The sequence below is a fragment of the Rhizobium sp. WW_1 genome, assembly GCF_003610155.1.
Taxonomy (GTDB): domain Bacteria; phylum Pseudomonadota; class Alphaproteobacteria; order Rhizobiales; family Rhizobiaceae; genus Rhizobium; species Rhizobium tropici_A.
In genome coordinates this window covers 42,519-66,839 of the sequence record NZ_RAIN01000021.1, presented here as the reverse complement: position 1 = coordinate 66,839, position 24,321 = coordinate 42,519, and the positions used below count along the sequence as shown (strand labels likewise).

At 60.8% G+C, this 24,321-nt stretch carries 25 protein-coding genes; 2 read left to right on the top strand and 23 right to left on the bottom strand.

The features are described 5' to 3' along the window. Nucleotides 1–38 precede the first annotated feature (38 nt). From BJ928_RS33630 to BJ928_RS33550, 16 genes are all read right to left on the bottom strand, one after another. Complete coding sequence (locus BJ928_RS33630) at nucleotides 39–389, bottom strand: hypothetical protein (RefSeq protein ID WP_047636019.1); 351 nt, start codon at nucleotides 387–389, stop codon at nucleotides 39–41. An 89-nt stretch (nucleotides 390–478) separates the two neighbouring features. Continuing rightward, entirely contained in the window at nucleotides 479–3,277 is a 2,799-nt protein-coding gene (locus tag BJ928_RS33625) for a type IV secretory system conjugative DNA transfer family protein (RefSeq protein ID WP_047636020.1), read from the bottom strand. Further along, nucleotides 3,246–4,295 carry a P-type DNA transfer ATPase VirB11 gene (gene virB11, locus BJ928_RS33620; protein ID WP_047636021.1) on the bottom strand — a complete coding sequence of 350 codons (1,050 nt, stop codon included), beginning with the start codon at nucleotides 4,293–4,295 and terminating at the stop codon, nucleotides 3,246–3,248. Before virB11 ends, BJ928_RS33625 begins: the two co-directional genes overlap by 32 nt. Beyond that, the gene (gene virB10, locus BJ928_RS33615; protein WP_047636022.1) at nucleotides 4,292–5,626 is read right to left on the bottom strand and encodes a type IV secretion system protein VirB10; all 1,335 of its coding nucleotides are present in this window, start codon (nucleotides 5,624–5,626) and stop codon (nucleotides 4,292–4,294) included. The genes virB11 and virB10 overlap by 4 nt, the downstream gene beginning before the upstream one ends. 9 nt (nucleotides 5,627–5,635) lie before the next feature. Continuing rightward, nucleotides 5,636–6,448: a TrbG/VirB9 family P-type conjugative transfer protein gene (locus tag BJ928_RS33610; RefSeq protein ID WP_244509919.1), complete on the bottom strand. Its 813-nt coding sequence runs from the start codon at nucleotides 6,446–6,448 to the stop codon at nucleotides 5,636–5,638. Nucleotides 6,449–6,465: 17 nt separating this feature from the next. Next, nucleotides 6,466–7,200, bottom strand: coding sequence for a type IV secretion system protein (locus tag BJ928_RS33605; protein WP_047636024.1), 735 nt, complete (start codon nucleotides 7,198–7,200; stop codon nucleotides 6,466–6,468). A gap of 54 nt (nucleotides 7,201–7,254) precedes the next feature. Then, nucleotides 7,255–8,328, bottom strand: coding sequence for a type IV secretion system protein (locus tag BJ928_RS33600; protein WP_047636025.1), 1,074 nt, complete (start codon nucleotides 8,326–8,328; stop codon nucleotides 7,255–7,257). A gap of 214 nt (nucleotides 8,329–8,542) precedes the next feature. Next, nucleotides 8,543–9,334 (bottom strand): hypothetical protein, encoded by a 792-nt coding sequence (locus BJ928_RS33590; protein WP_047636026.1) that lies wholly within the window; start codon nucleotides 9,332–9,334, stop codon nucleotides 8,543–8,545. Between the two features lie 22 nt (nucleotides 9,335–9,356). Then, complete coding sequence (locus tag BJ928_RS33585; RefSeq protein WP_047636027.1) at nucleotides 9,357–10,529, bottom strand: lytic transglycosylase domain-containing protein; 1,173 nt, start codon at nucleotides 10,527–10,529, stop codon at nucleotides 9,357–9,359. Then, nucleotides 10,507–13,026, bottom strand: coding sequence for a VirB4 family type IV secretion/conjugal transfer ATPase (locus BJ928_RS33580; protein ID WP_047636028.1), 2,520 nt, complete (start codon nucleotides 13,024–13,026; stop codon nucleotides 10,507–10,509). The genes BJ928_RS33585 and BJ928_RS33580 overlap by 23 nt, the downstream gene beginning before the upstream one ends. A gap of 3 nt (nucleotides 13,027–13,029) precedes the next feature. Continuing rightward, nucleotides 13,030–13,353 (bottom strand): VirB3 family type IV secretion system protein, encoded by a 324-nt coding sequence (locus tag BJ928_RS33575; protein ID WP_244509917.1) that lies wholly within the window; start codon nucleotides 13,351–13,353, stop codon nucleotides 13,030–13,032. Between the two features lie 2 nt (nucleotides 13,354–13,355). Continuing rightward, nucleotides 13,356–13,727, bottom strand: a complete 372-nt coding sequence (locus tag BJ928_RS33570; protein WP_047636030.1) for a TrbC/VirB2 family protein — start codon at nucleotides 13,725–13,727, stop codon at nucleotides 13,356–13,358. Further along, nucleotides 13,724–14,872, bottom strand: coding sequence for a transglycosylase SLT domain-containing protein (locus tag BJ928_RS33565; protein ID WP_047636031.1), 1,149 nt, complete (start codon nucleotides 14,870–14,872; stop codon nucleotides 13,724–13,726). The genes BJ928_RS33570 and BJ928_RS33565 overlap by 4 nt, the downstream gene beginning before the upstream one ends. A 136-nt stretch (nucleotides 14,873–15,008) precedes the next feature. Beyond that, nucleotides 15,009–15,464, bottom strand: a complete 456-nt coding sequence (locus BJ928_RS33560; RefSeq protein ID WP_047636032.1) for a hypothetical protein — start codon at nucleotides 15,462–15,464, stop codon at nucleotides 15,009–15,011. An 11-nt stretch (nucleotides 15,465–15,475) separates the two neighbouring features. After that, on the bottom strand, nucleotides 15,476–16,258 hold the full coding sequence (locus tag BJ928_RS33555; protein ID WP_244509913.1) for a hypothetical protein: 783 nt from the start codon (nucleotides 16,256–16,258) through the stop codon (nucleotides 15,476–15,478). A gap of 1,470 nt (nucleotides 16,259–17,728) precedes the next feature. Beyond that, a complete protein-coding gene (locus BJ928_RS33550; protein WP_047636033.1) occupies nucleotides 17,729–18,211 on the bottom strand; it encodes a hypothetical protein in 483 nt (160 codons plus the stop codon). Nucleotides 18,212–18,712: 501 nt separating this feature from the next. Between BJ928_RS33550 and BJ928_RS33545 the strand changes: the two genes are divergently transcribed. Then, nucleotides 18,713–18,982 (top strand): WGR domain-containing protein, encoded by a 270-nt coding sequence (locus tag BJ928_RS33545; RefSeq protein WP_047636034.1) that lies wholly within the window; start codon nucleotides 18,713–18,715, stop codon nucleotides 18,980–18,982. A 95-nt stretch (nucleotides 18,983–19,077) separates the two neighbouring features. On the opposite strand, the gene BJ928_RS39010 is transcribed toward BJ928_RS33545, so the two are convergent. Further along, complete coding sequence (locus tag BJ928_RS39010) at nucleotides 19,078–19,242, bottom strand: hypothetical protein (protein WP_168600508.1); 165 nt, start codon at nucleotides 19,240–19,242, stop codon at nucleotides 19,078–19,080. A gap of 380 nt (nucleotides 19,243–19,622) precedes the next feature. Between BJ928_RS39010 and BJ928_RS33535 the strand changes: the two genes are divergently transcribed. Continuing rightward, nucleotides 19,623–19,916, top strand: a complete 294-nt coding sequence (locus tag BJ928_RS33535; protein ID WP_275507241.1) for an HU family DNA-binding protein — start codon at nucleotides 19,623–19,625, stop codon at nucleotides 19,914–19,916. A 64-nt stretch (nucleotides 19,917–19,980) separates the two neighbouring features. Here the strand turns inward: BJ928_RS33535 and BJ928_RS33530 are convergent, their stop codons facing one another. From BJ928_RS33530 to BJ928_RS33500, 6 genes are all read right to left on the bottom strand, one after another. Then, a complete protein-coding gene (locus BJ928_RS33530; RefSeq protein ID WP_047636036.1) occupies nucleotides 19,981–20,313 on the bottom strand; it encodes a hypothetical protein in 333 nt (110 codons plus the stop codon). 56 nt (nucleotides 20,314–20,369) lie between these two features. Further along, nucleotides 20,370–20,693: a DUF736 family protein gene (locus tag BJ928_RS33525; RefSeq protein ID WP_047636037.1), complete on the bottom strand. Its 324-nt coding sequence runs from the start codon at nucleotides 20,691–20,693 to the stop codon at nucleotides 20,370–20,372. Between the two features lie 579 nt (nucleotides 20,694–21,272). Beyond that, nucleotides 21,273–21,692, bottom strand: coding sequence for a hypothetical protein (locus BJ928_RS33520; protein ID WP_047636038.1), 420 nt, complete (start codon nucleotides 21,690–21,692; stop codon nucleotides 21,273–21,275). Then, entirely contained in the window at nucleotides 21,682–21,942 is a 261-nt protein-coding gene (locus tag BJ928_RS33515; protein WP_047636077.1) for a type II toxin-antitoxin system prevent-host-death family antitoxin, read from the bottom strand. The genes BJ928_RS33520 and BJ928_RS33515 overlap by 11 nt, the downstream gene beginning before the upstream one ends. A 63-nt stretch (nucleotides 21,943–22,005) precedes the next feature. Then, the gene (locus BJ928_RS33510; protein WP_047636039.1) at nucleotides 22,006–22,947 is read right to left on the bottom strand and encodes a DUF2493 domain-containing protein; all 942 of its coding nucleotides are present in this window, start codon (nucleotides 22,945–22,947) and stop codon (nucleotides 22,006–22,008) included. Between the two features lie 317 nt (nucleotides 22,948–23,264). Continuing rightward, on the bottom strand, nucleotides 23,265–24,314 hold the full coding sequence (locus tag BJ928_RS33500) for a toprim domain-containing protein (RefSeq protein WP_047636040.1): 1,050 nt from the start codon (nucleotides 24,312–24,314) through the stop codon (nucleotides 23,265–23,267). Between the last annotated feature and the right edge of the window lie 7 nt (nucleotides 24,315–24,321).

Sequence of the window (24,321 nt, the reverse complement as noted above, 5' to 3'; positions counted from 1 at the left end):
GTCGATGATCCACGTGGTAGAAATATCTTGGGCGGCTCTCAGGCGCCCCGGGATGGGTGTGCCCACTCGCCATCAAGCTCGGATTCCGCTGCCTCGATCAGAGCCACCTGAGCACGGGATCGTATCTCCGGTGGGCAGCTGCCGAATATGGCGGACACAAGCCCTTCCGCGAGTTCGGCGATCGTCGGCGTCAGGTCCGTCGGAAACAGGTGGTCCTCATCTACACCTACTCCCCGGCGTAAAAGTTGTGCCTTGATAGCGCGCTTCTCCACGACACGCTCCTTGATCATCAGCCAGCGGCCGGCGTTAGCCTTGGCTGCCGCGACAATCCGTTCGAAACCGTCGTCTTTATAGAAATTTCGATTTGCGAGGTATCTGATTTCGGCCATGCATCTTCTCCTTCCGTCAGCCCAAATTAAAACTGGCAAATGTCCCATCCCAATCTCAGGCGCGTATTCCCCATTTCGGCACTTACCGCCTATTCAACCCGGTCGGCGTCGTCATGTCGCGCGCTGTCTTCGCGCAGCGGATCGCGAGCAAGATTGGCAAATTCGCGCAGAAATGCCTTCGAACTGTCCTCAGCCAAGCGTCCGGAGAGGGTTCCGATCAAGAGCTCGACATCGGCGTTCAACTCCATCGGGTCGAGCGAGCCCGCGTCAGCCTGCTCAAAAATTGCGTCGTTCAAGGCCTTGATGTCCGCTCCGAATGCGCCCCGGACCTCCTGTCGCCGCAGGAGGACCGATCCAGGGGAAGTTCCAGCCTCGTCTTGGATATCCGAAGTGCGATCAAGCCGATGTCGAGGTCGTGGAGATCCCTGATAGACATTACGATCCAGCTTCGCCTGATCTATCTCGATACGGACGTTCTCGACCTCCATGGGACCGGAACCGCGCGCAGCTGGGCGCGTTGCTGGGGGATTGGCCGTCGTACCGGGTCGCTTGTTCTGCTCAGCTTTCTGGTTTTCCTCCCGAGGCTCGTCCTCCGAGACGCCGGCTTCGCGCGTTTCGTCGAGATCCAGACGCTGACGAAGTTCATCGAGCGACGAGATATAGACATGACGTACGCCCTCCTTGACGATGAAGCGGACGCTCTGTGCCTCCCGGGGTCGCTCGATGGCACCCAAATCGACGTCCATTCCGGCGCCCGACAATTGGCTCGCCGTTCTTGCGAACGGCGTTGTTTCAGGCGCTGGCGCGCCGGGCCAGACGGCCTCGCTATCAGCGATCGTCCACTCGACCGGCTCCATGCAGGGCCTGATTACTGGCTTGAACTTCTGAACCTTCGAAAACATCCGCTCGCCACCCGAGTCGAGCTTCATGATGCGCATGAGCGGCATGCCGGTGACCTGAAGGATCGCTTCCTCCGGCTTCATCATCATCAACGTGTTGACGGGAAGAAGGTCGACCGACACCGGCACCTTCGAGATCGATCGTTGCCTGCGACCATGCCGATGGGAATAGGAGGACTGCTCTACCCACTCCGTCGTCCTTCCGGCGGCGGCTGAGACGGCGGCCGCGTCCTCCTGGTTCTGGAAGTTCATGAACAGCTTGATCGTCGAAGCTCCCATCAGAATCTTCTGGCCAGAGCGCTGGTAAAGCCGCTCGAGCTGGGCACCGTCCTGCAGGATGAAGACGAAGCGAACGCCGTTCTTGCGGATCAGCGGCGCAAGAGTCAGCACGGTGTCTATGCGGCCGCCATTGCCGAACTCGTCGAGCATCATCAGCACTTCGTGCTCGCCATTGCGTAGCGGTCCCATCTGCACGAGCTTGTCGGCCATCTGCTGGATGAACATCGAGATCAGTCGCTCGTAGATCTGCATCGCGTTCCAGTCAGCCTGGATGAAGATCACCAATTTTCGCGTTCTGATCGTGTCGATCGGGATCGTGGTAATCGAGGTCAGCGCCTCCACGAGAGGGTTCTGTAAGAAATTGAGCTTGGCAACGATCTCCGCCGCGATACCTTCCCCGAGTTTTTCGTGCCGGCCGGCAAACTTCGTGAGCTGCATGCGGGTCTGGTCGGAAAGGACCGCCTCGTAGTTTTCCAGCAGCTGGATGATCGCCTTCCGCTCGTCCGACATCGAATTGAGAATGCGGTAGAGTTCGCTCAGCGACTTGCGGGTATCAGGGCATTCAAGCACGAAGCCGAGCATCGCCGTGAGCAGAATTCTGGCACTCTCCTCCCAGAAGTCGGAGGAATCGGACCGCAGGCGCTCCGGCAGCAACATCTGCGTCAGTTTCTGCAGGTCGGTGATCCGCTGGTTGGGATCGGCACTGATCAGGTCGAGTGGATTGTAACCGTCTGTAAATTTGGATCCTGGTGCCAGCAGGAAAATCTCGTAGCCCCGGTCCTTCAGATAGCCCGACGTCTCCTCGAACAGCTCGCCGCTCATGTCGAGGACCATCTGCGATCCCTTGAAGCTCATCATCGTCGGAATGACGAAGCCGCGCGACTTGCCCTGTCCCGGCGAGCCGATGACCATAACATGCTGGTCGCCATCGTTGCGCAGAAGAAGGCCCTGCTTGAGACCGAGCACAATCCCGTGCTTATCGCGCAGCCGGAAATCGGCGGCATCTTTCAGGGTCGCCAGCCGCGCCTTGCCCATGATCATGCGCTGGCGTTTCTGGATCGCCGCCCCAATCGGAAACCCAACCAGCGCTCCCGCCGCGGCCAGACCGGCGAGCGCCGCAAGCACTATCTGGCGTGACGGCCGCTGAAACGTACCGGCCGCGTCGGTGGCTCCAAAGGGGACCTGATACATCGCCGCGAGATGGGCCCCATAATAATCGGCGATAGCGGCATACCCACCAGCTCTGCTTGCGACGAGATAGAAGACAACGCCGTAGACGATCACGGCGGCATAAGCAGCCGCGAAGATGAGTGCGGTATGCGCGATCAAGGTGAACATCGACCGGATATGCAGGAGGTAGAGGATCTTGCGCGACAGCGCCCTGCCGCCTTTGAGCATCCACAAGCACAAAAGGAAAAACAGAAACGGCGAGGCCAGGACTAGAGCCAAGATCGAGAGTCCGACGGTGTTTCGCGCGCGGATGACCGACCATGTGTAGGCAATACTGTCGAGAACGCGGGCCTGCGCAATGTAGTCGTAATAGGAGGTCGACCCGAAGGATGTGACGTACAGGTCGTAGATCAGCGTGAAGAACAGCAGCCATATCAGCACGGCGCCGAGAACGGCGACCGGGAATGTGAAGGCCGAGACCTCCTGAAACTTCGTCCACTTCGGGCGTTCAGCCTCTGCGCCCGTGGATACGCTTGCCATCTTCGTCCACCTCGTCTGCAAAATAGATCTCGCTGACACCGCGGCCGCCGGCAGCATCGCTCTTCTTCAACTGGACCACGATCGGGATGATCGAGCGGATGTAGCGGATGATGTCGTCGCGCTCCATGCGAACATTGCTGTTGAGCACCAGGGTCGACAGCCGGTTGAAGGCATGATGCGGAGAATTCGCGTGGATGGTCGACATCGATCCCGGATGACCGGTGTTGATCGCGTTCAGGAAGTCGAAAGCCTCGTCGCCGCGTAGTTCGCCCATGAAGATCCGGTCGGGCCTGAGGCGCAGTGCAGAGGCCAGAAGGTCGGTCATCGTGACTCGCGCCTCGCCCTGGCCGCCTTTCGAGACGAGCAGCGAGACGACGTTTTCCTGGCGCGGTTCAAGCTCGGCCGTGTCCTGCATCAGGATAAAACGCTCATGGTCCGGGATCGCCGTCAGCATCGTATTGAGGAATGTCGTTTTGCCGGTGGACGTGCCGCCCGAGATCAACATGCTGCGATGGTTGATCGCCGCGAGCTCCAGAAACGCGCGCGTCCTTCCGGCCCGCAGCAGGCGCGATAACTCGATATCGACATCATCGATATAGTCGTCTCCCGTCACCTTGGTGAAGCGGAAAGCTCCGGCTCTCTCGTAATCGTCGAGGTCGAAGCGTCGGATGAATTGCTTGCGGATGGAAAAGGCGTGACCAGTGGCCGACGTCGGATTGAGCACGAACTGGACGCGCTCGCCGTCGGTGAGCGTCGCCGAGAGCAGCGGACGTTCGGCATTGACGGTCTGCTTGGTGAACGAGGCAGCGCGGGACGCCATATGGCGGATCGCCTCCTGATCAAGCCCATCGATCTCTTGCCTGATCATGCTGAGCTGGCCGATCCGCTCGAGCCAGATTTCGTTGCTGCGCTGGCAAGAAATCTCGACCACCACGGGATCGTCGAGAAAAGGTCGGATGGGTTCGAGCGCCTCGGAGAGAAAATGCTGTTCGGCGGAGATCGACAGGCGCGCGTTCATTTGGCGGCCTTCTTTCTGCGCAAGCGGTCGAACTCTTCGCGCACCGGGTCCGGATAGAGATCCGAGAAATCAAGGTCCCGCGTCACGAACACCGTAATATCGGAGCCCTGAGCAATATGGATCGTCGGCTTGATGTTGCGCGTATCCTGGAAGGCCTCGGTCGCCAATTGCTGGATGCCCGATGCGATGGTCTCGGAGGCGATCTCGCGCGCGCGATCCTGTGACGTGGTGCCGTTATCCTGGGGAATGCTGGTCACGGTTCCGTCCGTATTGACGATCGTGATGTTGCGATCCTGTTTCTGACCGAGCTGGGCAATGTATTGCGTCACCCCGCCGATCATGGTCAGGAGCGCCGGCGGTCCGAACCGCTCCCAATATTTCCGATCGACGACACCTGTCATGCCGGAGCGGCCGAGACGGTCCGTACCGTAGGAGCCGAGCTGGACCGAAACGCCGTCGCCGCGGATCATGCGCGTCCAGACGATGAACAGGCGTTCCTGGCCGCGTTCCACACCAGACTTGTAGTCGCCGATCAGCGAGGAGCCGGCGGGTATCAGGATGCGCCGGCCGTCGAAGGAATAGACATCCTCTCGGACGATCGCCTTCACCATGCCGGCAAGGTCGGAATTGACCGCCGTCTCCAGCGTGCCGCGGATCATCGTGCCCTGCGGGATCCAGGCATCGATACGGCGGTTCTCGGCGGCGACCGAGACCTCCACCCCCTGGCCACCCATCGCTTTCAGAAAGGCGCGATCACCATCGACCGCCCCGCCAGTGTCCCCAATCGCCGTAGATGCTCCGGCCGTGCTGTTCGCCCCGAACAGACCAGCTCCTGAAGTATCGGACGAAGCCCGTGCTGCACCGTTCGTTTGTTCGGACTGATCGAAGACAACGGCTGTAGAGCGCACGCGCTCGAGAAGCTTAGCCTGCCGGGCGAGCTCGATGCATTTTGGATTGTCCGGGTTGTTTCCCCTTGAGCAATCGACATCGACCGGCGGCGCGATCTGGACCGGGGCCGGGATCACAGGGGCCGGCGGAGGGGGTGGTGGCGGAGGTGGCGCCTCGGGCACCTGGACAGTCGGCAAGGGCGGCGGCGCCGGCGGATTGAAACCTTCGTTTCTCGGCGCCTGGACCGGACGGAACTCTTCCCGTGGGGTGTTGTCGACTGTCGGTTCCCGCTCCCCGCCGGAAAACAGGAAATAGAGAACGACGCCGATGCCGGCGATCGCCGCCACCACGGCGACCGGCCGCATCAGCCCGATGCCCGAGCGCCTCACCTGCCCGCCAATCGCTGTGTCGTTTTCGATGGAGTGATAGTTCGGATCAGACATCGTGCCTCCCTATCGTGATTTTGATGCGGCGCTGACGCCCGCCGAGCCCAGCCGCTTGGGCGCCACCGCTCCCTCTATCGGCGCCGGCACATCGGCTGGAGCGGTCTTGAGATTGAACAGGCAGGTCTCGTTCTCGGTGCCGTAGCGCAGCGTCCACTGCCGCGAGACCGTGTCGATGACGATGTAGTCCGCCTCACGGCGATAATTGACGAGGCTCTCCCGCCGTTTGTTATCGACGATAAAGATCGCCGGCACATCGCCGGTGAATTTCATGAAGGTCTTCAGGCCGTCGTCGAACACCCACAGTGGCTTGGCGGTATCGCTGCCCTTGAAGCCATAGTCGTAATTGACCTTGTCACGGCGGATGTTCTTGATGTTGGGATTGCGCTCGGCGTCCTGCGCCTGCTTCCAAAGCTCGGCCGTGCCCTTTAAACCAGCGTCTTCTGGGTACATGAACTGCAGCTTGAAGGTCTGGTTCTGGATGGCCTTGCTCTCGTTCACCTCCAGATCGAACGAATAGGTGCGCTTTGTGGTCACGACCGAGAGGTTGGTCGGCGCGTCTTTTTCCATCGGCTTCAGGGTGAGGGAGCGCCTGTCAGCCGATGTGAGTATCTGCCAGGAGACCGTGTCACCGGCGACGACCTGCGTGATCTCCTCATCGGCACCGAACAGGATGGTCGTCACCATCCCGTAAGTGCCGGTCACGACGAAGACCTGCTCGGCCGAATAGGGCAAGGTCCGCACCCGAGGATCGAGCCTGCCAGGCCGGGCAATGAGCTCGGCCTGCGCCGATGATGTTGCCAGGAGCAGTGACATGATCATTCCAGCCATCCTCCGACTCATTGAACGAGCCCCGAAGGCATGGTTTCAGGAACTTTCACATATTCGGTGACCACGAAGCCGAGCGGGTTATAGAGCCTAACCCGATTGCTGGCAGGCAGATTGATCTGCCGGTAGCGAACCGTCGCGGACCACCGATTGACGACCTCGCCTCCCCGCTCCCGCTCTCTCGTCTCGAAGCGCACTGACATGGTCGAGGCGTTGAGCGGATTGACCGACAGGATTTCCGGCCGGATCTCGCCAGTCGTTCCCATGGTCTTGACCGGGCCTCTCGGATTGGAAGGGTTCATCCACTCCGAATAATCCTTGAAGGCTGCCGCATCGGGATCCGACCAGAGGGCGATCATGTCGAAGTTTTCGGAGAGATAGCGGGGATCGTAGGTCTCGCGGCGGATGACGTAGTTACCCACAAACGAGGCGCGAACGGCCTGGATTTCGGAGACGTTCGAGCGGTCCTTGTCGAGCGTCGTCACTGTCTCCATGTAGCCGGTGTTCTTGTCGACGATCAGCGGCACGACCTCGGTTCGAACGAGCGGAAAGAGCTGCGCAACGGAAAAGGACAGAACGCCCGCGACGATCCAGCCTGCCACTGCAAAGACCAGCAGGATGAGACCGATCAATGTCCGCAGCGAGCGGTTCTTCTCCCCCCATGAGAGGTGTTGATCGTAGATGTCTTGCGGGCCGGGGACACGATCGGCCGGCGCCGGCTTCAATTGCCTTTTGAACAATGCCAAATCTCAAACCTCGAAGTCGCAATGAGTAAATCTCTGATCCTCGTCGCCACAGCCTCATTCGCTGTTGCGACGGCGATTGGTAAGCATACGGCCGAGAGCGCCGGCGCCCGCGACACTGCCGCGACCCGCAAGTGCCGCGGCCGTCACGGCGCCCCTTGGGCCGGCTAGCGTGCTAAGTGCTATTGCCGCAGCCTGGCCGGCGCGGGAATTACTGGAGGAGAGGCGCCTGCGCGCGGTATTGTAGGCCGTGTCCACGCCACCCCCGCCCGGAACGCTGGAGAAGGCCGCGCCGTAGGCGAAGGTCCGGGCGAAATCCGGTACCTGGAAGATGAAATAGGAGATCAGCGCGAGGTAGAGCACCATGGCGAGCACGATCGCCAGTGCGTTCTCCTTGGTGGCCATGTCGCCGTTGATCGTATCCATCATGCCGATCAGGAATCCGAACGACAGCCCGGCCATGATATAGGTAAAGAGCAGCATGAACATGCCGTAGGCAACGCCCCTCACCCAGGCGTCGAAGACAAAGCGGGTAATGCCGAAGAAATAGCAGAGAATGGCGATCGGACCGATTGCAAGCATGACGGCGGTGATCATCTTGGCAAAGAGCGTGACGCCTGTGAGGATCAGCAGCATCGGCAGCAGTCCGAAGACCAGCACGATAAAGACGACGACGGCGCCTGTCACATTCGGCAGCCATCCGGACTCGTAGGAATTGAAGAGCTGCATGGCAAAGTCGTAGACTTTTCGCGACATGCTGGCGACTTGCTGGGCGATGTCCGTTCCGGCCGATTGCCCACCCATCGCTGAAGATATCGCGGATCCCAGATCCTGGGGCGCCGACAGCACGAACTGGCCGATATTGTCGTAGAAGAGCGCCCAGGACATGATGAGGGCATAGGCAAGCGTGATCTTGAATGCTGTGATCGCCATGTCCTGAAGCGAAACGCTAGACAGTCCGAGCGCGCCCCAGAGGAAATAGAGGATCAGGAATATCGCGAGGATGCCGGAAACGAGGTTGCTGTTTTCGGCAAACAGCCCCCAGGCCCTTTCCAGAGAGGCCTCGTTGATCTTGTCGAAATATCGAAGCGCGTCGCCATAGAAATTTATTGCGTAGCTGACGGGATCCATGTGTCATCCTGAAAATTATTGACCGGTCGCATCGGGCCGCAATCGTGCTTGACGGCGCCCGCGACCGCATTCTCAACGGCCGTGGTCGTGGGCTCGGATACGAAACCGAGTGCCGGCACAGGGTTTTCGTCAGCCGAGCATTTCGCGAGCTGCTCGTACTTTCCGGCGCAACCGGCGAGCACTGCACCGGTGAACATCAAGACAAGAAACGCCCTCACTGGTTTTGATCCTCAAGGGCCTTCAGCTGATCGCGAACCGAAGCGCCTTGCGTCTGCGTCGCACCGTCACGCATCACGCTGTCGGGAAGCGGGGCGAAGGTCTTGAGGTTCTGCGACGACGTTGCAAGGGCTGCCTTGTACTGCTGGTTCAGGAGCATGACCTGGTTGTTCAGCGAGCCGACAGCCTCGTTGGCGGTCTGGTTGCCCTGAAGCACCATCTGGGTGTTCTCCTCCAAGGCCCCTTTCAGATCCTTCGCCGTTCCGATCTGCTGTGTGGCCTGCATGAACGAGTTCTGCCGATCTTTCGTGGCGCTGTTCATCGCGTCGGTAAGGGCCGTCAGCGTCGTCAGGGCATTGATCCCCTGCGAATAGGCCTGGTTTGCGCCCGAGAGTTCGCCGCCCTTGACGGTATCGACCACCATCTTCACGAGGTTGAGGCCGTTGATCAGTTTGGCTGCGGTGTTCTGGAACTGGCCGCCGATCCCACCGAACACTGCGGCGTTGCTCGATAGCACCGTGCTAAAGTCTGGCGCCTGTCCCATGCTGAAGCCATTGCCGGTCGCGAGCTTTGCAAACTGGCTGGCATCCTGCGTCCGGTCTCCGGTGATCGCTTGAAGGGTTTTCGTCGTGTTGTCTTTGACGACGGAGGTGTCCTGCTGGATCTCGGAGGACAGGCGCTTAATGTCCTGACTGATGGAGATGTTCTCCGAATCTTTGACGGGGACCTGCGCATGTGCGTGTGAGACGAGTAGGATGGCGAATGCCGGTGCGATCACTGCTGTCTTCATATGCCTAACCTCACTTCGTTGTTCAGTTTGCTGTCGGCCGGGAATCGACGACCGTGACGAGGCCGAGTGCTGGATCCTGCATCGCCGTGAAGGTCGCAACCGTGCCATTGCTGCGCGCCTCATCCTGCAGGTCGGACAGCCAGCGCTGGATTTGTTCGGTGGTGGCAGAGGTCGGCACGGCAAAACAGCGCGTGCCACCGGTGTCGATGATGTTGGTCGGGCACCGAATCTCGGCCATGACAAGCGAGCCGTCGTGATCTCCGGAATTTCCACCACCACTGCCGCGCAGGCTTGCCGACGACGATTGCAGCCCCGCCTGCAGGCGCTGGAGATATTGCTGGTTCGCTGCGATGGATTTTCCAAGCAGATCGTTCCACACCGAACCTCGCTCGACCTGCGCCTGCGTGTTGCGGTCGACGGCCTTCTTCAACTGCTCGCCGCAGCCATTCCCGTAGCTGGCGGTTTCGGTCTCGGTTGGGGCCTCCGTTGGCGTCCGATCGCCATTCTGAGCCTTGTTGCGGGCATAATAAGCAGAGACCTTTTTGACGTAGTCCTGGGTCTCCGGAATGTTGGGAATCTGGCCGTTCTGCAGCGACAGCCGATAGGGGCCGGCATTGTAGCCGGCGGCGATCAGGTCGTAGCGGTCGCCGAACATCCCCTGGAGCTGCTTGATGTATTTGACGCCGCCGCGAATATTGTCGCGCGTGTCATAGGGGTTGACGCCGAGCTGCGCGGCGGTACCCGGCATCAGTTGCATGACACCGGTGGCGCCGACCGCCGACCGTGCCGATTGGCGGAAGCGGGACTCCTGCTCGGCGATCGCCAGTGCGAAATTCGGATCGACACCCTGCCGGATCGCCTCCTCTTCGACCATGCTGGCGACTTCCTGCTGGCTCGGCGTCCGCTGGGCTGGCGCAGCCGGTGCAGCGTTTCCACCCATGCCGTCGGCCGAGCAATCGGCGGGCGCCCCCGAACCCTGACCGGGCGCGAAGCTATCGGTCGTGCCGCCCGAGGCACCTTTGACCTTGCGAGTATCGGCCTGATAGGACTGATACCAGTTCAGGGTCGCCTGCTGGATCTTTTGCCGAGCGTTGTCGATCACCGGTAGCTGCGCATGGCCCGCGGTTCCGGCGAAAAGTGCGACGATGGCGAAAGCGCCGGCCGCGGCTCTCTCAAGACGCTTTGCGTTGCTCATCGACCGCCACCCCATCCCAGTCGCAGAATTTCGACAGCCAGTTTTTTGGATCGTCGCCATATTCGTCGAGCAGCATCTCCACCTCGCGGACCGTCTCCTCGCGACCGGACAGCACCTTGATGAAGTCCGGCATGTGAGACATGTCCACGCGGGCGATCACGCTGTTCTTTGCCTGCTTGATCAGCATGAAACGCGAGCTCGGATCGCCGTTCTTCACCCATTCGAACTCTGCCCGCGACAGGCCAAAGTGATCCATGTAGGAGCCTTCATCCGCCTTCGGATTGGCAAAGAAGATGTTCGTCGATGTCTGTTCGATGATCGTCCGGCTGACGCTGGAGCGCACCACATCGTCGGCCGACTGCGTGCCGAAGATGACGAGACCGTTCCGCTTTCGGATGGTTTTGAAGTAGTCCTTCATGGTGCGCTTGAACTCGTCGTCGTCGAGCAGCTTCCAGGCTTCATCCATCAGATTGATGATCGGCGCCCTGCCGTCGTAGATCTCGTCCAGCCGGTGAAACATGTAGAGAAGGGCTGCGGTGCGCACCGTCGGATCGTCGAGGATCGACGTCATGTCGAAGCCGATCATCGGTCGCGAGATATCAAGATTGTCCTCGGCATTGTCGAAGAGCCAGGCGTAAGGCCCCTTGTCGACCCATTTGTCGAGCCGGGCGATCAGGCTGCCCTCGGTCCTCTCGCTGCCGGCGAGCAGTGCGCGCAACGACGAAAGACGGCGGTACGACCTGTCCTTCGTCTTGAGGACGGATTTGATCGCATTGCGGATGATTGATTCTTCTTGCGGCGTCAGGCTTTCGCCTTCCTTAGACGGCTTCAGCATGAAGCTCAGGAGCCCGTAGAGGAAAACGCAGTTCTCCTCAGTATCCTCGAGCAGCAGCGGGTTCCAACCTGACGGCTGGCCGGGCTCCAGCGTCATGTAGGTTCCGCCCGCCGCCCGCACCATGATGTCGAGGCCGCGATCCTTGTCGAAGACGATCGTCTTCAGGTGGGGACTAACGCGGTAGGCCTGCAGGATAAGAAAGGACATGATGACGGTCTTACCCGACCCGGTCGGGCCGAAAACGGTCGTGTGCCCGACGTCACCCTGGTGGAAGTTGAAGAAGAAGGGCGTGCCTGACGTCGTCTCGAAGATCGTGATCGCCGGCCCCCAGTGGTTGCCGTCGGGTTTGCCATAGGGATAGGCGTGAAAGCTGCTTAAGCCGGCGCAGTTCAGCGTTGAGATCAGTGCGCGGCGCGCGATGTAGGCCTGGTTGCCAGGCAGTTGCGCCCAGTAGGCGGGCTCCGCATTCAGGTCCTCGCGGACATAGGAGGCGCCGAGTGCGCCAAGTTCGTTGCCGATCAGGGCGACCGCGTCGTCAAGCTGGGCTGTGGTTTTCGCGATCGGCATCACGGTGAGATGATGCTCGGTGAAAGCGACCCGTTTGCGGGCAAGTTCGTCCCGAGCGATGTCAAGGTTGGCCTGAACACTCGATCCGCCTTCGTCGGCCTTCGTCATCTGGCGGTCCAGCCGTTCGATCCGGCTACGCGCCGTCATATCGTCGACAAAGGACATCGACTGGGTCAGCACCAGCTCGAATGGCAGTTTAAGGACATAGTCGAGCATACCGGCACCGGTCTCTGGCGGATATTCTTTAAGAGAGACCATCGCCGCGTAACGATCGTCGTCCGATCTGTCGCCTTGCAGGTGAATGACGCGGTTGCCGATCGATGTCCTGCGGGCCGGCAACATCTCGTCGATCGGAATGTTTCCAAGCCGGATCGGCCGGACGCGTCCGCCATTGAGGAGCGTATAAAAGAACTCGCATTGTTCGGAGAACCAGACTTTGCGGGCTGCTTCGTCAATCACCATGTCTTCTGAGACGTCGCGGAAGATCGTCCTGTTGTCGCCGACGTCAACCTGTATGCGTTGCACGTCGCGCAGAACCTTCGGGGCATAGACGGAAAGCGATTTCTCCAGTGCCCGCGTCGCCTCGATCAGCTTGTCGCGCATTGCCCGGAATTGTTCCTTGCGCACGATCGTGCCGCCGGCGCCCATGAGGCGGGAAAGCGCCGAGCCCTTCCGGAACATTGGGCGCACGACGAGGGAAACATAAGTGTCGTTCACGAACATCTCGTTCTTCGAGATGCTGGCCTGATAAACGTGATCGAGGCGCTGCATAAAGGGATCGGCGAAGACGGACGGCAACGACGGCGCGACCTTACGTCTGACCACATGCGTATAGAGTGCGAAGCTGCCGATCGAGGAGATCGCACGGAAGCCGGCGTTACGCTGCCGCTGCAGCATGTTGATCGTTTCGATATCGGCGGTCTCGAAAGAAAAGCCGGTGAGCTTCAGGGTCGAGACGAGGCAGTCGTTCTTCAGGCGAATGATGCCGTTTTCGATCGGCACATAGAAAGGGACGTGGGTTGCGACACGGCGATCCGCGAAAATTTCCCAACCCTTCGATAGACTGCCTTTCAGCGATCTCGCCATCGTGTTCATCGCTCACACCCCGTAGGTTCTGACGCCACCACCGAGCTTCCGGCCAAGCGGGTTGACGCCACACATGCTGAGGCGTCCGACAATCTCGAAGAACCAGAGGTCGAGCTTGACGGTGAGCACATAGAGAATGCCGTGCAGGACGACGAACGAGACCGGAAACCAGAGGATGGATCCAAGGATCATGAAGGCCATCAGCGAGACGAAGCACTCAGCGAGGAAATAGGTGTAGGGAATCCCCATGACCGTCGGCGGGCGGGTCAGCGCGAGGATGACGGGATAGGATTCGATATAGTCGTCACCACCGTCAGCGTCGTTTCCTGCCGCCATGGTCATGCTCCCCCGCCGGCGAGGAAGTCGACGAGCTCGGCTGCGGCAAACATGCCGGCAAGGCAACCGGCGACGCGCAGGAGGGCGCCCCAGGACCAGTATCCGAAGGCAGCGGCGAGAAACATGCCGATGAAAGCGATTGCTCCGACAGATCGACCGAACGGGCCGGTGAAGAACTGCACCAGGCGATCTGCCGCCTGTTGCAGACGATCGAGGTTTTGCGCCGCTGCCGGCTCGTATTGACTGATGAGCAGGATCAAGCTCGCGGCAACCACGATAGCGGCGTTGCCGAGCCATTTTCGCCTGGCCATGGAGGACCAGGCAACGCTGCTGTAGAGAATGGCCGTCTGGACTGCCAACGCGATCGGATTCATCTAAACACCTCTTCCTTGACAATTTTGACCGGCCCACCGGTGTTCTTCCGCTCCTCCTCATGTTGAGGACGAACGTCTGGCGGGATCGGCGTTGCGGCTGAGAAAACAAGCATGGGGGATTTTGCCCGCTCGGCAGGCCCACTGTGGCGCGGCGAGCTGGAAACATTCGCCGAAGTTCGGGTTGTGGGCGAGACAATCGGCGTGGCCGCTGTGCCGGTGTAATACCCGACGACACGGGTGACGTAGTCGGCGGTTTCGCGGATCAACGGCAGGGAATGGCGAAGGTCCACGTTGGGCTCGCCTGCATTATAGGCGGCAGCGACCAGCACAGGATTTCTGTACTTGGCGATCAGAACGCGAAGAAACCGCGTGCCCGCGCGGATGTTCTGTTCGGGATCGGTCAGATCAGTCGCACCGAAAGCATCACCGATCCGCGGCATAACCTGCATCAATCCGACGGCGCCGGCGGGGCTGACGAGGCGTGGATCGAAACTGGCATTCTCGGCTCGCATGACCGAAAGCACCCAATTCGGGTCAACGTCCTCCTTTCCGGCGATTGTCAGTGCGAGCCTGGCATAGCCCTCCGGGACTCCGGATAGAAGACTGGGACGGGCCTGTGTCGGCGTCGCGCTGACATCGATCTGAGGGTCAGTTGCCGGGTCGTTGATCGGAGGACCGGACGACTGATCGTGCGCGTAGACGCTGATAAGCGAATGCACGGCGCTGTCGCGCCGTGCATTCGTGCTGCCAGCCGCATCTCCGGATGATCGCCCAGCCCTGTCCGACCCTTCGATCACATCCAAGGGGGCAGCGCTGGATCGGAACAGATCTTCAACGATCGGTCCGTTAAATCGCTCGTCGAAGTTGGTGGAATCGATCGTCGGCACATCCTGCGACGAAGCAACAAAACCAGATGACGCCGGATTTGGTGGCGGTAGGACCGCGACCTTGTCCGCCTTCGGCTCAATGCCGCTCGAACGATGATCGACCTGTGGCGATATTCCCGAACTAATATGACCGCTGCTGTCGTCTGAGCCGGAGGCAAAACCTGTAAGTAATAAGGCCGATGTTCCGGCGATCCACAGTGCGCTTCGCGACCGTGTGTTGTGCGGTCTGTTTTCAGGCGAAAGCGGGACGCGTTCCATGGCTGAACCAGTGCAAATTATACTGCGGTATAAGAATTTGAACTGCATTCCTCCACGGAAATCAACCCAAAAATTTAACTGGAGTGTAATTATGCCGTCGTGGCAAAAGGTAGGAGCGACGGTTTCCCGAGAAGAATCAATCGCGTAGGCGTGACCATTTGTCTGGGTTCCAGCGATACTGGAGCTGTTCGCGGTCACCCAAAATGCGGGCGAGACGTACGGCCGTCCCGCCCTTGACCAGGACCGAACCAGCATCCGCACCTGATCGGGCGACAGAGATTCGGCACACGAAATTGGGCAATTCCGGTTGTATCCTCGTCACCTGATAGCAGGACTCGACTTGGTAGCGTTGGCCATCGTCGGCAATCGACAGGCCCCTCTCCTGGACGGGACCAAGACGCTGGCGTCCGAATTCGGTGCCATATTCCAGCACGCATTCGACGATGTTGTCCCGATAGGCTTTGCAAGCTGTGAGGCTGAGATACGCAAACGGCGCCCGCGGCTGTGGTCGCGGCCCCTCAACCTGATGAGCACATCCGGCCAGCACAGTAATCGCCGCCAGAGATCCGAAGAGCTTCGTGAAAGTCCGCATAGTGTTGCTTTCTAGCTTGCCTGCCGATAACCGGCATTTTCGAGGGCTTCGAGAAAAAGATCGCGGGCAAGCCCGCAATAGGGTGAGGATGGCTGAGCTAGGTGAAGCTGGGTGAGCATCAAACCGAGGTCGAAGATGGTTGTCACGACGTCCTTCAGGTCATCGTTGAAGGCGTCGCGCAACATCTCGCGGCCCTCGTGGCCTTTGACCACGATGGTGTAGTCATCACGTGCAACGCTATGCCAGAGTTCGATCGTGCCGGTTTCGCCGATTTCGCTTTCCGTGTCGCAGACTAGCAAGAGTGCATAATCCGGATCGCGCATTGCGCTTTCCTCTATAGAGGTCTCCCCACAAAACTCCGTCAGCACCGCGTCAGAGGCAAAGAGTAGCAAGCGCTCATTCACTAGAAGGCGCTCTTGGCCAAGTCGAACAAAGCCGTTCATGACCGCGGAGCGGATTGCAGCGGGTGGAAGATTTTCTGCGCAGTGTTCGCAAATCGATGTCAATTGGCCGCCCAGAAAAGCGAAGGCGCTATGGAAGCGATTGACGACGGATCGCTCAACATTTTCGGTCTGGCCGCCCAGCGCCTCGACGAATGCGAATGCATCAAGTGGCCCGTGGGACTTCACCAGTATTTCGCATCCCGGCGCGGACCCTGCGTCACCCAACAAACTCGAAGGGCCAACCACGACAGCGGCGGACCGCGTCTGTGCACCACAGCCCGGGCAGTCCGCTGAAAATGGCACCTTGTACCATTCTTTCGTCAGGAGGGATCGATTGTGTATCAGTGTCAAACCCCATTCTTGAAGAAACTGAATACCGCCTGGTCCGCAGCTTTGACCGAATGAATAACTTATACTCCGGTATAATTTTATCAGTAGCAGATGGCTTGCTCAAGCGGGAAAAAGCCTGATACTTAGACATGTCGGGGTCCGTGGTAGATATGTAGATGCTCGGTTGATCACGTCGCTCAGTTGGCCCCGCTAACGCTGACGGTTTCAATAGAGGCGTTGCCGAAGTCATGTTGTCGCCGTCTTGGTTGTTGCGAAAACCGCAGCAACCAGGATTGCGATTATAACCTTGCCAATTGAGGGAATGTCCAAAGACGCAGACCGCGGGGACGCGCTTTCACCGTTTCGCGAAATGGGTGAATCCCTCATTCACCGATGCGCCGGATCGCTCAAATGCCTGTTCGCAGAATGAGCTGTTCGCTGAGCCGCCCAATCGCGCGCCCACGCAAACACCCATTGAGCGATCTGCGTATTCACCGATTCGCTGATTAACGGGATCGCCTAAACACGCATTCGCCGGATCGGTGTCTCACCATTTCACGGATTTGCTGCTTCGCCGATCTGCCGTTTCACCCGATGGCCCAATCACTGCTCCACTCATTCGCCGACGTACCGATACGCCCAAACGGTGACGCACCTATTCACATATGCACGGATTCGCCTATTCGCACATTCGCAAGCCGGTCCAATCGGCGAACCACCTATCGACGGGTTCGCCCATTCGCCGATTAGCGCAAGCGCCTGATCTCCTAGATGCTGCTGCATTTCACAGCGGCCGGAGACTCTTGCCCCAAAGAGCCGGCTCCCAGCCTCCCCTCCTACCGGCTCGACGTCTCTCCCTCATGGCCTTGTTTCGTTTGAGAAATGAAAGACCGGGAAACCCTCGCTCGCCTTTGAGGCGATCGCCCCTCGGGCGAAACGGCTAATGGTATACCAATAGCCTATCCTGCCATCTTCTAACCAATCGGCCTGGCCACCGTGCCCGAGGCGCCGATGCTGTTGCGAGTCGTCAGACAAAGCAACAGCGATCACAGGCTATGGCCTGTGATCCGCGCCCGAGGAACAGCACGGTGGCCAGGCCGATTGGTTAGAAGATGCTGAAGCGAGCCGTCGTCGTGAGCAGTCGAGAGAACCGTCACCGGAGGTGACGGGTATCAACGACATGCGAACGATGAGACGGCGAGCGCCCCGCAGGAGAGGACGAGCACCTGGAGCGAATGCCCGAAGCATGAGGGCGTAGCGCAAGGTACTCGTCCTCTCCGTCTTGTTTGGGGAAGTCGCGGCAGCGTCCGCTTAACCGGCCCGAAAGGCCGGGCGGGTCTCGACCCGCACCACAGGGAGAGGGGAGTTTGAGGGGAGAGGCGGCAAGTCTTTCTCCTCAAAACCGTGCGCAGGCTCGATGCCTGCAAGCGGTCAAGCCAACGCAAAAGACGAAAGGCGAGAGGCGGCTCCGCCGCCTCTCGCCCTGCAACCTCAATCGTAGACGACGCGCGCAACGCTGATGGCGATGCCGGTCTCGCGCGCAATATCACGGATGATCGTAGCGAGGGGACCGATCTCCGTATCGCTCACAGAGACGGTCGTCGGATAGCTGATCTCGATGCCGTCGCAGTCTGCCGACAGTGCGTTATACCACTCGCCGCCGTCGACCCGATATTCGTGGGTGTCGAAATCGATCTCCAACTCATCCAGCAGGACAATCCTGCAGCGGGCGAGGATTTCTTCCGCACCTTGAAGCTCGCACGAGATCATGCCGTCTGGATCATCTCCAGAAAGCAGCTCGCGCTGCAGATCCATGATGTGGCGCGTCGAGTCGATCGCTGCATCGAGACCGGCCAGCAGGCGGTCGTGGAGCGTCTTTGAGAATTCATCCTCGCAACCGATACGGTTTGCGCTCACGAGAAGCTTGAAGCCAGCGAGCTTGGCATAGAACATGAGAAAGTTGAAATCAGACATAAGAAGCCTCCTTTTCGTTCTGACGAAAAGGCGCCCGCATTGGCGACCCAAGGGGTCAAGGATCGCGATTAGCGACCGCCAGCGGCGGCGAGCGGAGGAACCGATTTTTTCGTCGTGTCGCGTCAGCGGCGCGGCGGAAAAATTGGAGGGGCCGCGATGTCCTTGAGGCCGCCGGGGCGAATGCGACAATAGGAAGTCAGAGAGAGATAGACCACGGCGCCGGCAGGCGCCGTGACCGCTTGCCGAGCGCAGCCGGCCCTGCAGTCTTTCCGCTTCCCCTGACGCCCGACAATCGCGCTAGGGCGCGGCAACCGCGAGAGGGGCGTGACCCGAATGGGCGGAGACCGCCTGCGGACTCCGTGAGCGAAAGTGAATAGCACCGTCCGCCGCAAGCGGCTCGCCCGGGTCATCCACCAATCATCATCGCCGTGAATCAATCAACACCGGCCGATTCAAATATGTCGTTGGACGCAAAGAGTTCCGTGTCCGATTCTGTGTTCCATGATCGCGCAGCGCTACCAGCTCTATGTCGAACGCACGGACGCCAGGAAGAACATGGCGCGCTACTATGCGATGTCGATCGAGCACAACCTGTTCGGCGAAGCCTGTCTGATCCGCCGATGGGGCCGCATCGGTGCCAGAGGCCAAAGACTGATCCATCATTTCGAGACGGAAGAGGAAGCGGTTGGGCTCTTCCTCCAACTCCTGCGGCAGAAGCGGAGGCGCGGCTACGGCCCGAGATCACGTTTACCGCGAGAGGTGATTGCTTGATCGATGACGGATGGAGGGACGGCCAAGCGATGCTTCGGGCGTGACGCGCCGGTCGACCCGGCGCATCACACCAGGCGACATGGCAAAGGCCTCCCTCAGAAGGGTGGCTCGGCGTCGATTGCGCCTTCCTGCTCTGCGGTGATCACGGCCAGTTCGGCGCGTGCTAGCTCCAGCTCGGATTCGATTTCGCGGCGTTCGGCCGGGTCGATTGCTTCGCGCAGTTCGAGGCAAAGCTCTTCAATGTATTGTTCCAGAAGCATCGTCGTCTCCTTGACGTTTGTGAAAGACGACGCGCGCGGTCATGGGGGCGTGGCGGGGTCAAGGATCGCGCCAGCGACCGGCGGAGCCGGCGAGTGGGGGAGCCGATTTTGTCGGAGCGCAGGGAACCGGAGCGGAGGCAAAATTGGGGGCACCGCTCGTCCTTGATGCCGTCATGCACCCATGACATCCTCGGACGGACTGAGCAGACATTTCCTCTCCGTATCGCACCCGAAACCGAAGGCGGGCTCGATGCCCGTCTTCGGGTCATCTGACCTGTCGCACGTGAATAACTGTGGAGATCCCGGAGTTTCCGGCCATTTGCAGCAGCGTGTCGATGACAGTTCCTGATGGCGATGGCAGGGATTCCGGGTCAAACACGATGCGGAGACATGAAATGACCACCACCAATGAAATCGCCGACAAGATTGCAGGCGAGCACCGCCTTACAAAGGTTCAGGGAAAAGCCATCGTCGAGGCGGTCATCGCCTCGATCACCGCGGCGGCGGTGGCCGGCAACGAGACCTCCCTCCCCGGCTTCGGCAAGTTTAAAGTCAAAGAAACGCCGGAGCGCGAGGCTCGCAATCCCGCGACTGGCGCGACGATCAAGGTTGCCGCCGCGAAAAAACTGGCGTTCACGCCAGCCAAGGCTCTCAAGGATGCGCTGAACAAGTAATCTTGCCAGACAAGCAAAAAAATAGTCCGGCGCCGTGCCGGGCTATTTCCGTTCTGAATTTGCATCAGCGCGCGGACGTCCGCTCAAGGAGATCCTGGATGATCGTGTCGCTGACCGCGTGATGCGCTTCGCGGGCATGGTCGTCCAGCAGCTTGTGAAGAATGCCGGACGCCAAGGGTATGAAGTCGAAACCGCGTGCGATTGCCGCGGTCCTCAGTTGCGACAGTGTTTCGAACTCCCGGAACTCCCTGCCCAGCCAGAGTTCAAGATCCTCGCCATCCGCGTCCGGAAATGCTTGGAGGAAGAACGTCTGAAGCGGGCGGTCGTAGCCGATAGTGGCATCCGGGTCAGCGTGGCGGGATGCGGTTCGGGTGACAGTGATCGTGTAGCGGCTCATGGCGGCCTCCTTTGGAATGAGGACGCCGGCCCCGATTTCGGGGCCGGCGGTCCGGTTCAGGCCGGGCTGTTCCAGAGGATGACCTTCTTGCCGGGCTCGCCACCGGGGGCGGGGGCGACGTTGCCGAAGATCACGCCGATTTCGGGTGCTTCGAGCTTCGTAGAGATGTACTCCTCGCCGGTCTGGCGGGAGATGCGGTTCCAGCCTGCGCCGATCTCGAAGCCGGTCTTGCGGTGGATGATGCGGTAGTCCGGGGCTTCCTCGCTCGCCTTGTTGGCGTTCGGGACGAGGGCGATCGGGGCGTTGACGCGGATGGTGGCGAAGATGCCTTCGAGTGTGCCGTCGGTCTTTTCGGTGAGGGTTGCGATCGTGGTAGCCATGGTGGTGTCTCCTTCGTTGCATCGGGACCATTCCCGATGGCGCCCGAAGAAGGGGCCGCGCCGCAGGCGTCACCGGAGCGCAGCGCAGGGGAACCCCTTGCGGGTTGACGCTGGTCGCGGCCGGTCCCTTAGAAAGGCGACATGAAGAACGGGAATGGTCTCTGAGTGCGACGTCGGCGGGAGTCCTGTCGTGGCGACCGGTTTGCGGCCCGCCGGACGTGCAGCGCTCGTGTCGGGCATTGCCGGCGTTCAGGTCAATGCACTCTCGCTGTCAATGGGCTGAACTAGATGCGTCTGATCCGCCCGACCTAGCCTATCGCCGTCTGCACAGACCGCTTCGGTCAACGCTGCATTCGAATTGCCATCCACCCTGACGGGACTTCAGTTGCACTGAAGCTCTTGTGGGTGACCGGGCATGATTTCGGGGCGTTGCTCCGGCGTCCGGTGATGGAGAGGTGCCAAGATCGGTCGAGAACGGCCGGCAGCCTGCCAGCCGACGCTGCCAGGGTCGGCATTGAGCATCGACGGCGCGCCAGCGATACCCAACGGCGGAAGACACACCCGGGATGCCGGCACGCCTCAATCGAGGCGGTTGACTCGGCCGGATCGGCTCCGCGCCTCAGCGAACATGCCGGCAATCTTCACCATGAAGGACTTGCTGAAGCGGCCGAGGATGTCCTGATCGGGCTCGATGTACCAGGAGCGCTCGACGATATCGTAGTTGTACTCGTCGACCATGATCCAGCTCTGCTTCAAGTCGCCAAGGCCGGCGCGCTTGCGCTCGATATCAGGGATTTCGAGAGCGCTCCGGCCTGCCTGCGGCGGCTGGGTGGTGATGGCCAGAAGCGCCAGATGCGTGTTTCCGTCGCTAGTGCCACGGATCGCGATGACGACGCAGACCGGGCGCTGCTTGCGCCCCTCGGTCTCGCCGCGCTGCTGCTGCCATGCCCAGAGATAGGGATAGGAGATGACCTCACCGGGGCGGAATTCACGGCTCATCGTCGTAGCCTTCGCCGCGCGCCAACCGATCGAGCGCCTCGTCGAACAGTGCGACATGCTCGTTGGGCATTTCAGAGATATGATAGGCACGGCGCGGATCGCCACCGGTGCGCATGCGCTCATAATGCTCGTAGCTCATCAGCACAAAACGCGGCTTGTTGTGACGGGTGAGAACGACCGGCTCGCGGCTTGCCGCATCGGTGACGTCGCCGACTTGTTTGTTGAGATCGCCTGTCGTGAACTGCTTCATCGATATGGTCTCCGCTTCGGTTTCCATATACTCCATGTTTTCCATATTTTCAAGAAATGGCGCTCACGCGCCGTCTCCTGTCTTCTGCCAGACCGGGATACCAAGGCGACGTGCCTTGTCGGCGAGGTTGCCTGATATACCCGAGCCGGGAAACACGATGACGCCAGCCGGCATGACGGAGAGCATGTCGTCGTTTCGCCGGAAGGGCGCGGCCTTGGCGTGTTTCGTCCAGTTCGGCTTGAAGGTGATCTGCGTCACCTTGCGGGCCTCGGCCCAGCAGGCGGCGATGCGCTCGGCGCCCTTCGGAGAGCCGCCGTGCAGCAGCACCATATCAGGGTGCTTGGCATGCGCCTGGTCGAGCTTCGCCCAGATCAGTTCGTGGTCGTTATAGTCCATACCGCCAGAAAACGCGATCTTGGTGCCGGCCGGGATCAGCACCTCGGTCTCGGCGCGGCGACGGGCGGACAGGAAATCTCTGCTATCGATCATCGCCGCCGTCATGTTGGCGTGGTTGACCTTGGAGCCGGTGCGCGGACGCCAGGACGAACCGGTCTGTGCCTCGAACAGGTCGGCCGAATAGTCGCGCATGAACTCGAACGCGTTACGGCGCTCCAAGAGCGTGATGCCTTCGGCAATGAGGCGTTCGAGTTCGACGCTCTTCACCTCCGAGCCGTCCTGCGCGCGCTGGCCGGTACGCTGCGCCTCCTCGTTGCGGTCGAGTTCGCGCTGGATGCGCTCGCCGGCGCGATGGAAGAGGTTGGGGATCGACCAGAACAGGTCTTCGAGATCGGGCTCCAGCCGGGTGTCGCCGAGCATTTCGGTGAAGCCGTCGAAGATCGCGGTGATGGCCGACTGGACTTGCGGCTCCTCCGGCAATGGCCGTGGATCGGGCTCGTCCTGGAAGGGGCGATAGCCGAAGACCTGCATCTCATAGATGAAGCGGTCGGTGGGAGACGAAGCGTGGTGGGGCTCGAAGGTATCGTCGGGGTTAAGGATCAGGTTCATGATGATCTCCGTTCGCTGGGCCGCGCCTCTCGCGGCCTGACGGCAACCCGGTCACGCGGGCCGAGGCCGGAACCGCAAGCAAAGCGCAGCGGCCCAGCGAAGCGCCGGGCGGCGGAAGAAGGGTTTCTTGCTTCGCGAGGAATGCCGAGTCGCCCTGCGACCGGCAGGGGAAGAAACCCGACTGACCCGCTGAAGGCCCGGAGGCCCGCGTGGTAAGGGTCGCCTCTCGGCAGGCCCGCGGGCGCGCCCACCCAGGAGGCATCCTCGGACCGTGCTTCACCAAAGCCGCCGGCCCCGCCCACCGGCCCCTTCCGGCCTCATGCGGGCAGATAAGCCATCGCGTCTTCCGGGGTGAGTTGAGCCCGCAGGCTGGCGGTCAGCCGGTCGGGACCCAGCCAGCGCAGATCCTCGTTGAAGTCGCCAAGTTCGGGCGACAGCACCAGCGGCAGGACCCCGCACTCCTGAGCCCGTCTGCTCAATCCCTCGATCCCATGCCGGCCCGCCGCATCAGCGTCGGCCGCGATATAGATGCGCAGGCATCCGGGCGGGAAGCGGAAGGCAGCGAGGTGATTGGCCGTGAGCGCCGCCGCCATCGGCATGCCGGGCAGCACATGCGAGAGCGACAGCATGGTTTCGAGGCCTTCGCCCGCCGCCAGGACCGGCACAGGCGCATTTACCGGAAAGCGGAAGCGAACGCCATTGCCGAGCAGCCCGCCCAGCGCGCGGCGGGGATCGTCCAACTTGGCCTTGCCGACCCCATCCGGGTCGAGCCCCGAGGACAAATAGGTGCGGTGGACGCCGGTGATCGCTCCGGCGGCGTCCGTCACGGCTGCGACCAATGCCGGATAACTGGTCGTCCGGCCCGTCACGAGATCGCGATAGTAGCAGGACGGGTGGAAACGGAGCGCGCCATGGGTGGATGCCCGCAGAATACCACGTTCACGCAGATAGGTGTCTGCGAGCGTACCCGCCAACGGCTGCGTCATTCGAAACAGCCGCCGTGCCCGTTCAGCCGTCGGCCGCTCGACCGGAGAGGCATCACCGCCGCGGGTCCTGCGGGCCGACACCGGTTCGGGGTGGGGCAGACTGAGAAAATGACGCGCCTCCTCGGCAACGTCGCGGAAATCGACGAGGCCACAGGTCTCGCGGACAAGATCGAGCAGATCGCCGAACTGGCCGGTCGCCGCGTCCGTCCAGCGGCCGGCGCGCGGGCCGATCAGATGCACGTAAAGAGACCGGCCCTTGTTGTTGGCGACGTCGCCGACGAGCCAGTAATTGCCGGCCCGGCGGCCGGCGGAGAGATAGTGGCAGCAGACCGACTCGGCGTTTTGCGCGAGACGGTCCGCCAGATCGGAGGCGGAAAGCATGGCAGGC

Bases quoted from the DNA above. Each gene is read 5' to 3' on its own strand.
- BJ928_RS33580 (WP_047636028.1), bottom strand. From the start codon at position 13,026: ATGAACACGATGGCGAGATCGCTGAAAGGCAGTCTATCGAAGGGTTGG.
- BJ928_RS33515 (WP_047636077.1), bottom strand. From the start codon at position 21,942: ATGAAGCAGTTCACGACAGGCGATCTCAACAAACAAGTCGGCGACGTC.
- BJ928_RS33565 (WP_047636031.1), bottom strand. From the start codon at position 14,872: ATGGAACGCGTCCCGCTTTCGCCTGAAAACAGACCGCACAACACACGG.
- BJ928_RS33525 (WP_047636037.1), bottom strand. From the start codon at position 20,693: ATGGCTACCACGATCGCAACCCTCACCGAAAAGACCGACGGCACACTC.
- BJ928_RS33520 (WP_047636038.1), bottom strand. From the start codon at position 21,692: ATGAGCCGTGAATTCCGCCCCGGTGAGGTCATCTCCTATCCCTATCTC.
- BJ928_RS33560 (WP_047636032.1), bottom strand. From the start codon at position 15,464: ATGCGGACTTTCACGAAGCTCTTCGGATCTCTGGCGGCGATTACTGTG.
- BJ928_RS33535 (WP_275507241.1), top strand. From the start codon at position 19,623: ATGCGGAGACATGAAATGACCACCACCAATGAAATCGCCGACAAGATT.
- BJ928_RS33590 (WP_047636026.1), bottom strand. From the start codon at position 9,334: ATGAAGACAGCAGTGATCGCACCGGCATTCGCCATCCTACTCGTCTCA.
- virB11 (WP_047636021.1), bottom strand. From the start codon at position 4,295: ATGAACGCGCGCCTGTCGATCTCCGCCGAACAGCATTTTCTCTCCGAG.
- BJ928_RS39010 (WP_168600508.1), bottom strand. From the start codon at position 19,242: ATGCTTCTGGAACAATACATTGAAGAGCTTTGCCTCGAACTGCGCGAA.
- BJ928_RS33545 (WP_047636034.1), top strand. From the start codon at position 18,713: ATGATCGCGCAGCGCTACCAGCTCTATGTCGAACGCACGGACGCCAGG.
- BJ928_RS33625 (WP_047636020.1), bottom strand. From the start codon at position 3,277: ATGGCAAGCGTATCCACGGGCGCAGAGGCTGAACGCCCGAAGTGGACG.
- BJ928_RS33585 (WP_047636027.1), bottom strand. From the start codon at position 10,529: ATGAGCAACGCAAAGCGTCTTGAGAGAGCCGCGGCCGGCGCTTTCGCC.
- BJ928_RS33630 (WP_047636019.1), bottom strand. From the start codon at position 389: ATGGCCGAAATCAGATACCTCGCAAATCGAAATTTCTATAAAGACGAC.
- BJ928_RS33570 (WP_047636030.1), bottom strand. From the start codon at position 13,727: ATGAATCCGATCGCGTTGGCAGTCCAGACGGCCATTCTCTACAGCAGC.
- BJ928_RS33550 (WP_047636033.1), bottom strand. From the start codon at position 18,211: ATGTCTGATTTCAACTTTCTCATGTTCTATGCCAAGCTCGCTGGCTTC.
- BJ928_RS33510 (WP_047636039.1), bottom strand. From the start codon at position 22,947: ATGAACCTGATCCTTAACCCCGACGATACCTTCGAGCCCCACCACGCT.
- BJ928_RS33530 (WP_047636036.1), bottom strand. From the start codon at position 20,313: ATGAGCCGCTACACGATCACTGTCACCCGAACCGCATCCCGCCACGCT.
- BJ928_RS33500 (WP_047636040.1), bottom strand. From the start codon at position 24,314: ATGCTTTCCGCCTCCGATCTGGCGGACCGTCTCGCGCAAAACGCCGAG.
- BJ928_RS33575 (WP_244509917.1), bottom strand. From the start codon at position 13,353: ATGGCGGCAGGAAACGACGCTGACGGTGGTGACGACTATATCGAATCC.
- BJ928_RS33610 (WP_244509919.1), bottom strand. From the start codon at position 6,448: ATGATCATGTCACTGCTCCTGGCAACATCATCGGCGCAGGCCGAGCTC.
- BJ928_RS33600 (WP_047636025.1), bottom strand. From the start codon at position 8,328: ATGGATCCCGTCAGCTACGCAATAAATTTCTATGGCGACGCGCTTCGA.
- virB10 (WP_047636022.1), bottom strand. From the start codon at position 5,626: ATGTCTGATCCGAACTATCACTCCATCGAAAACGACACAGCGATTGGC.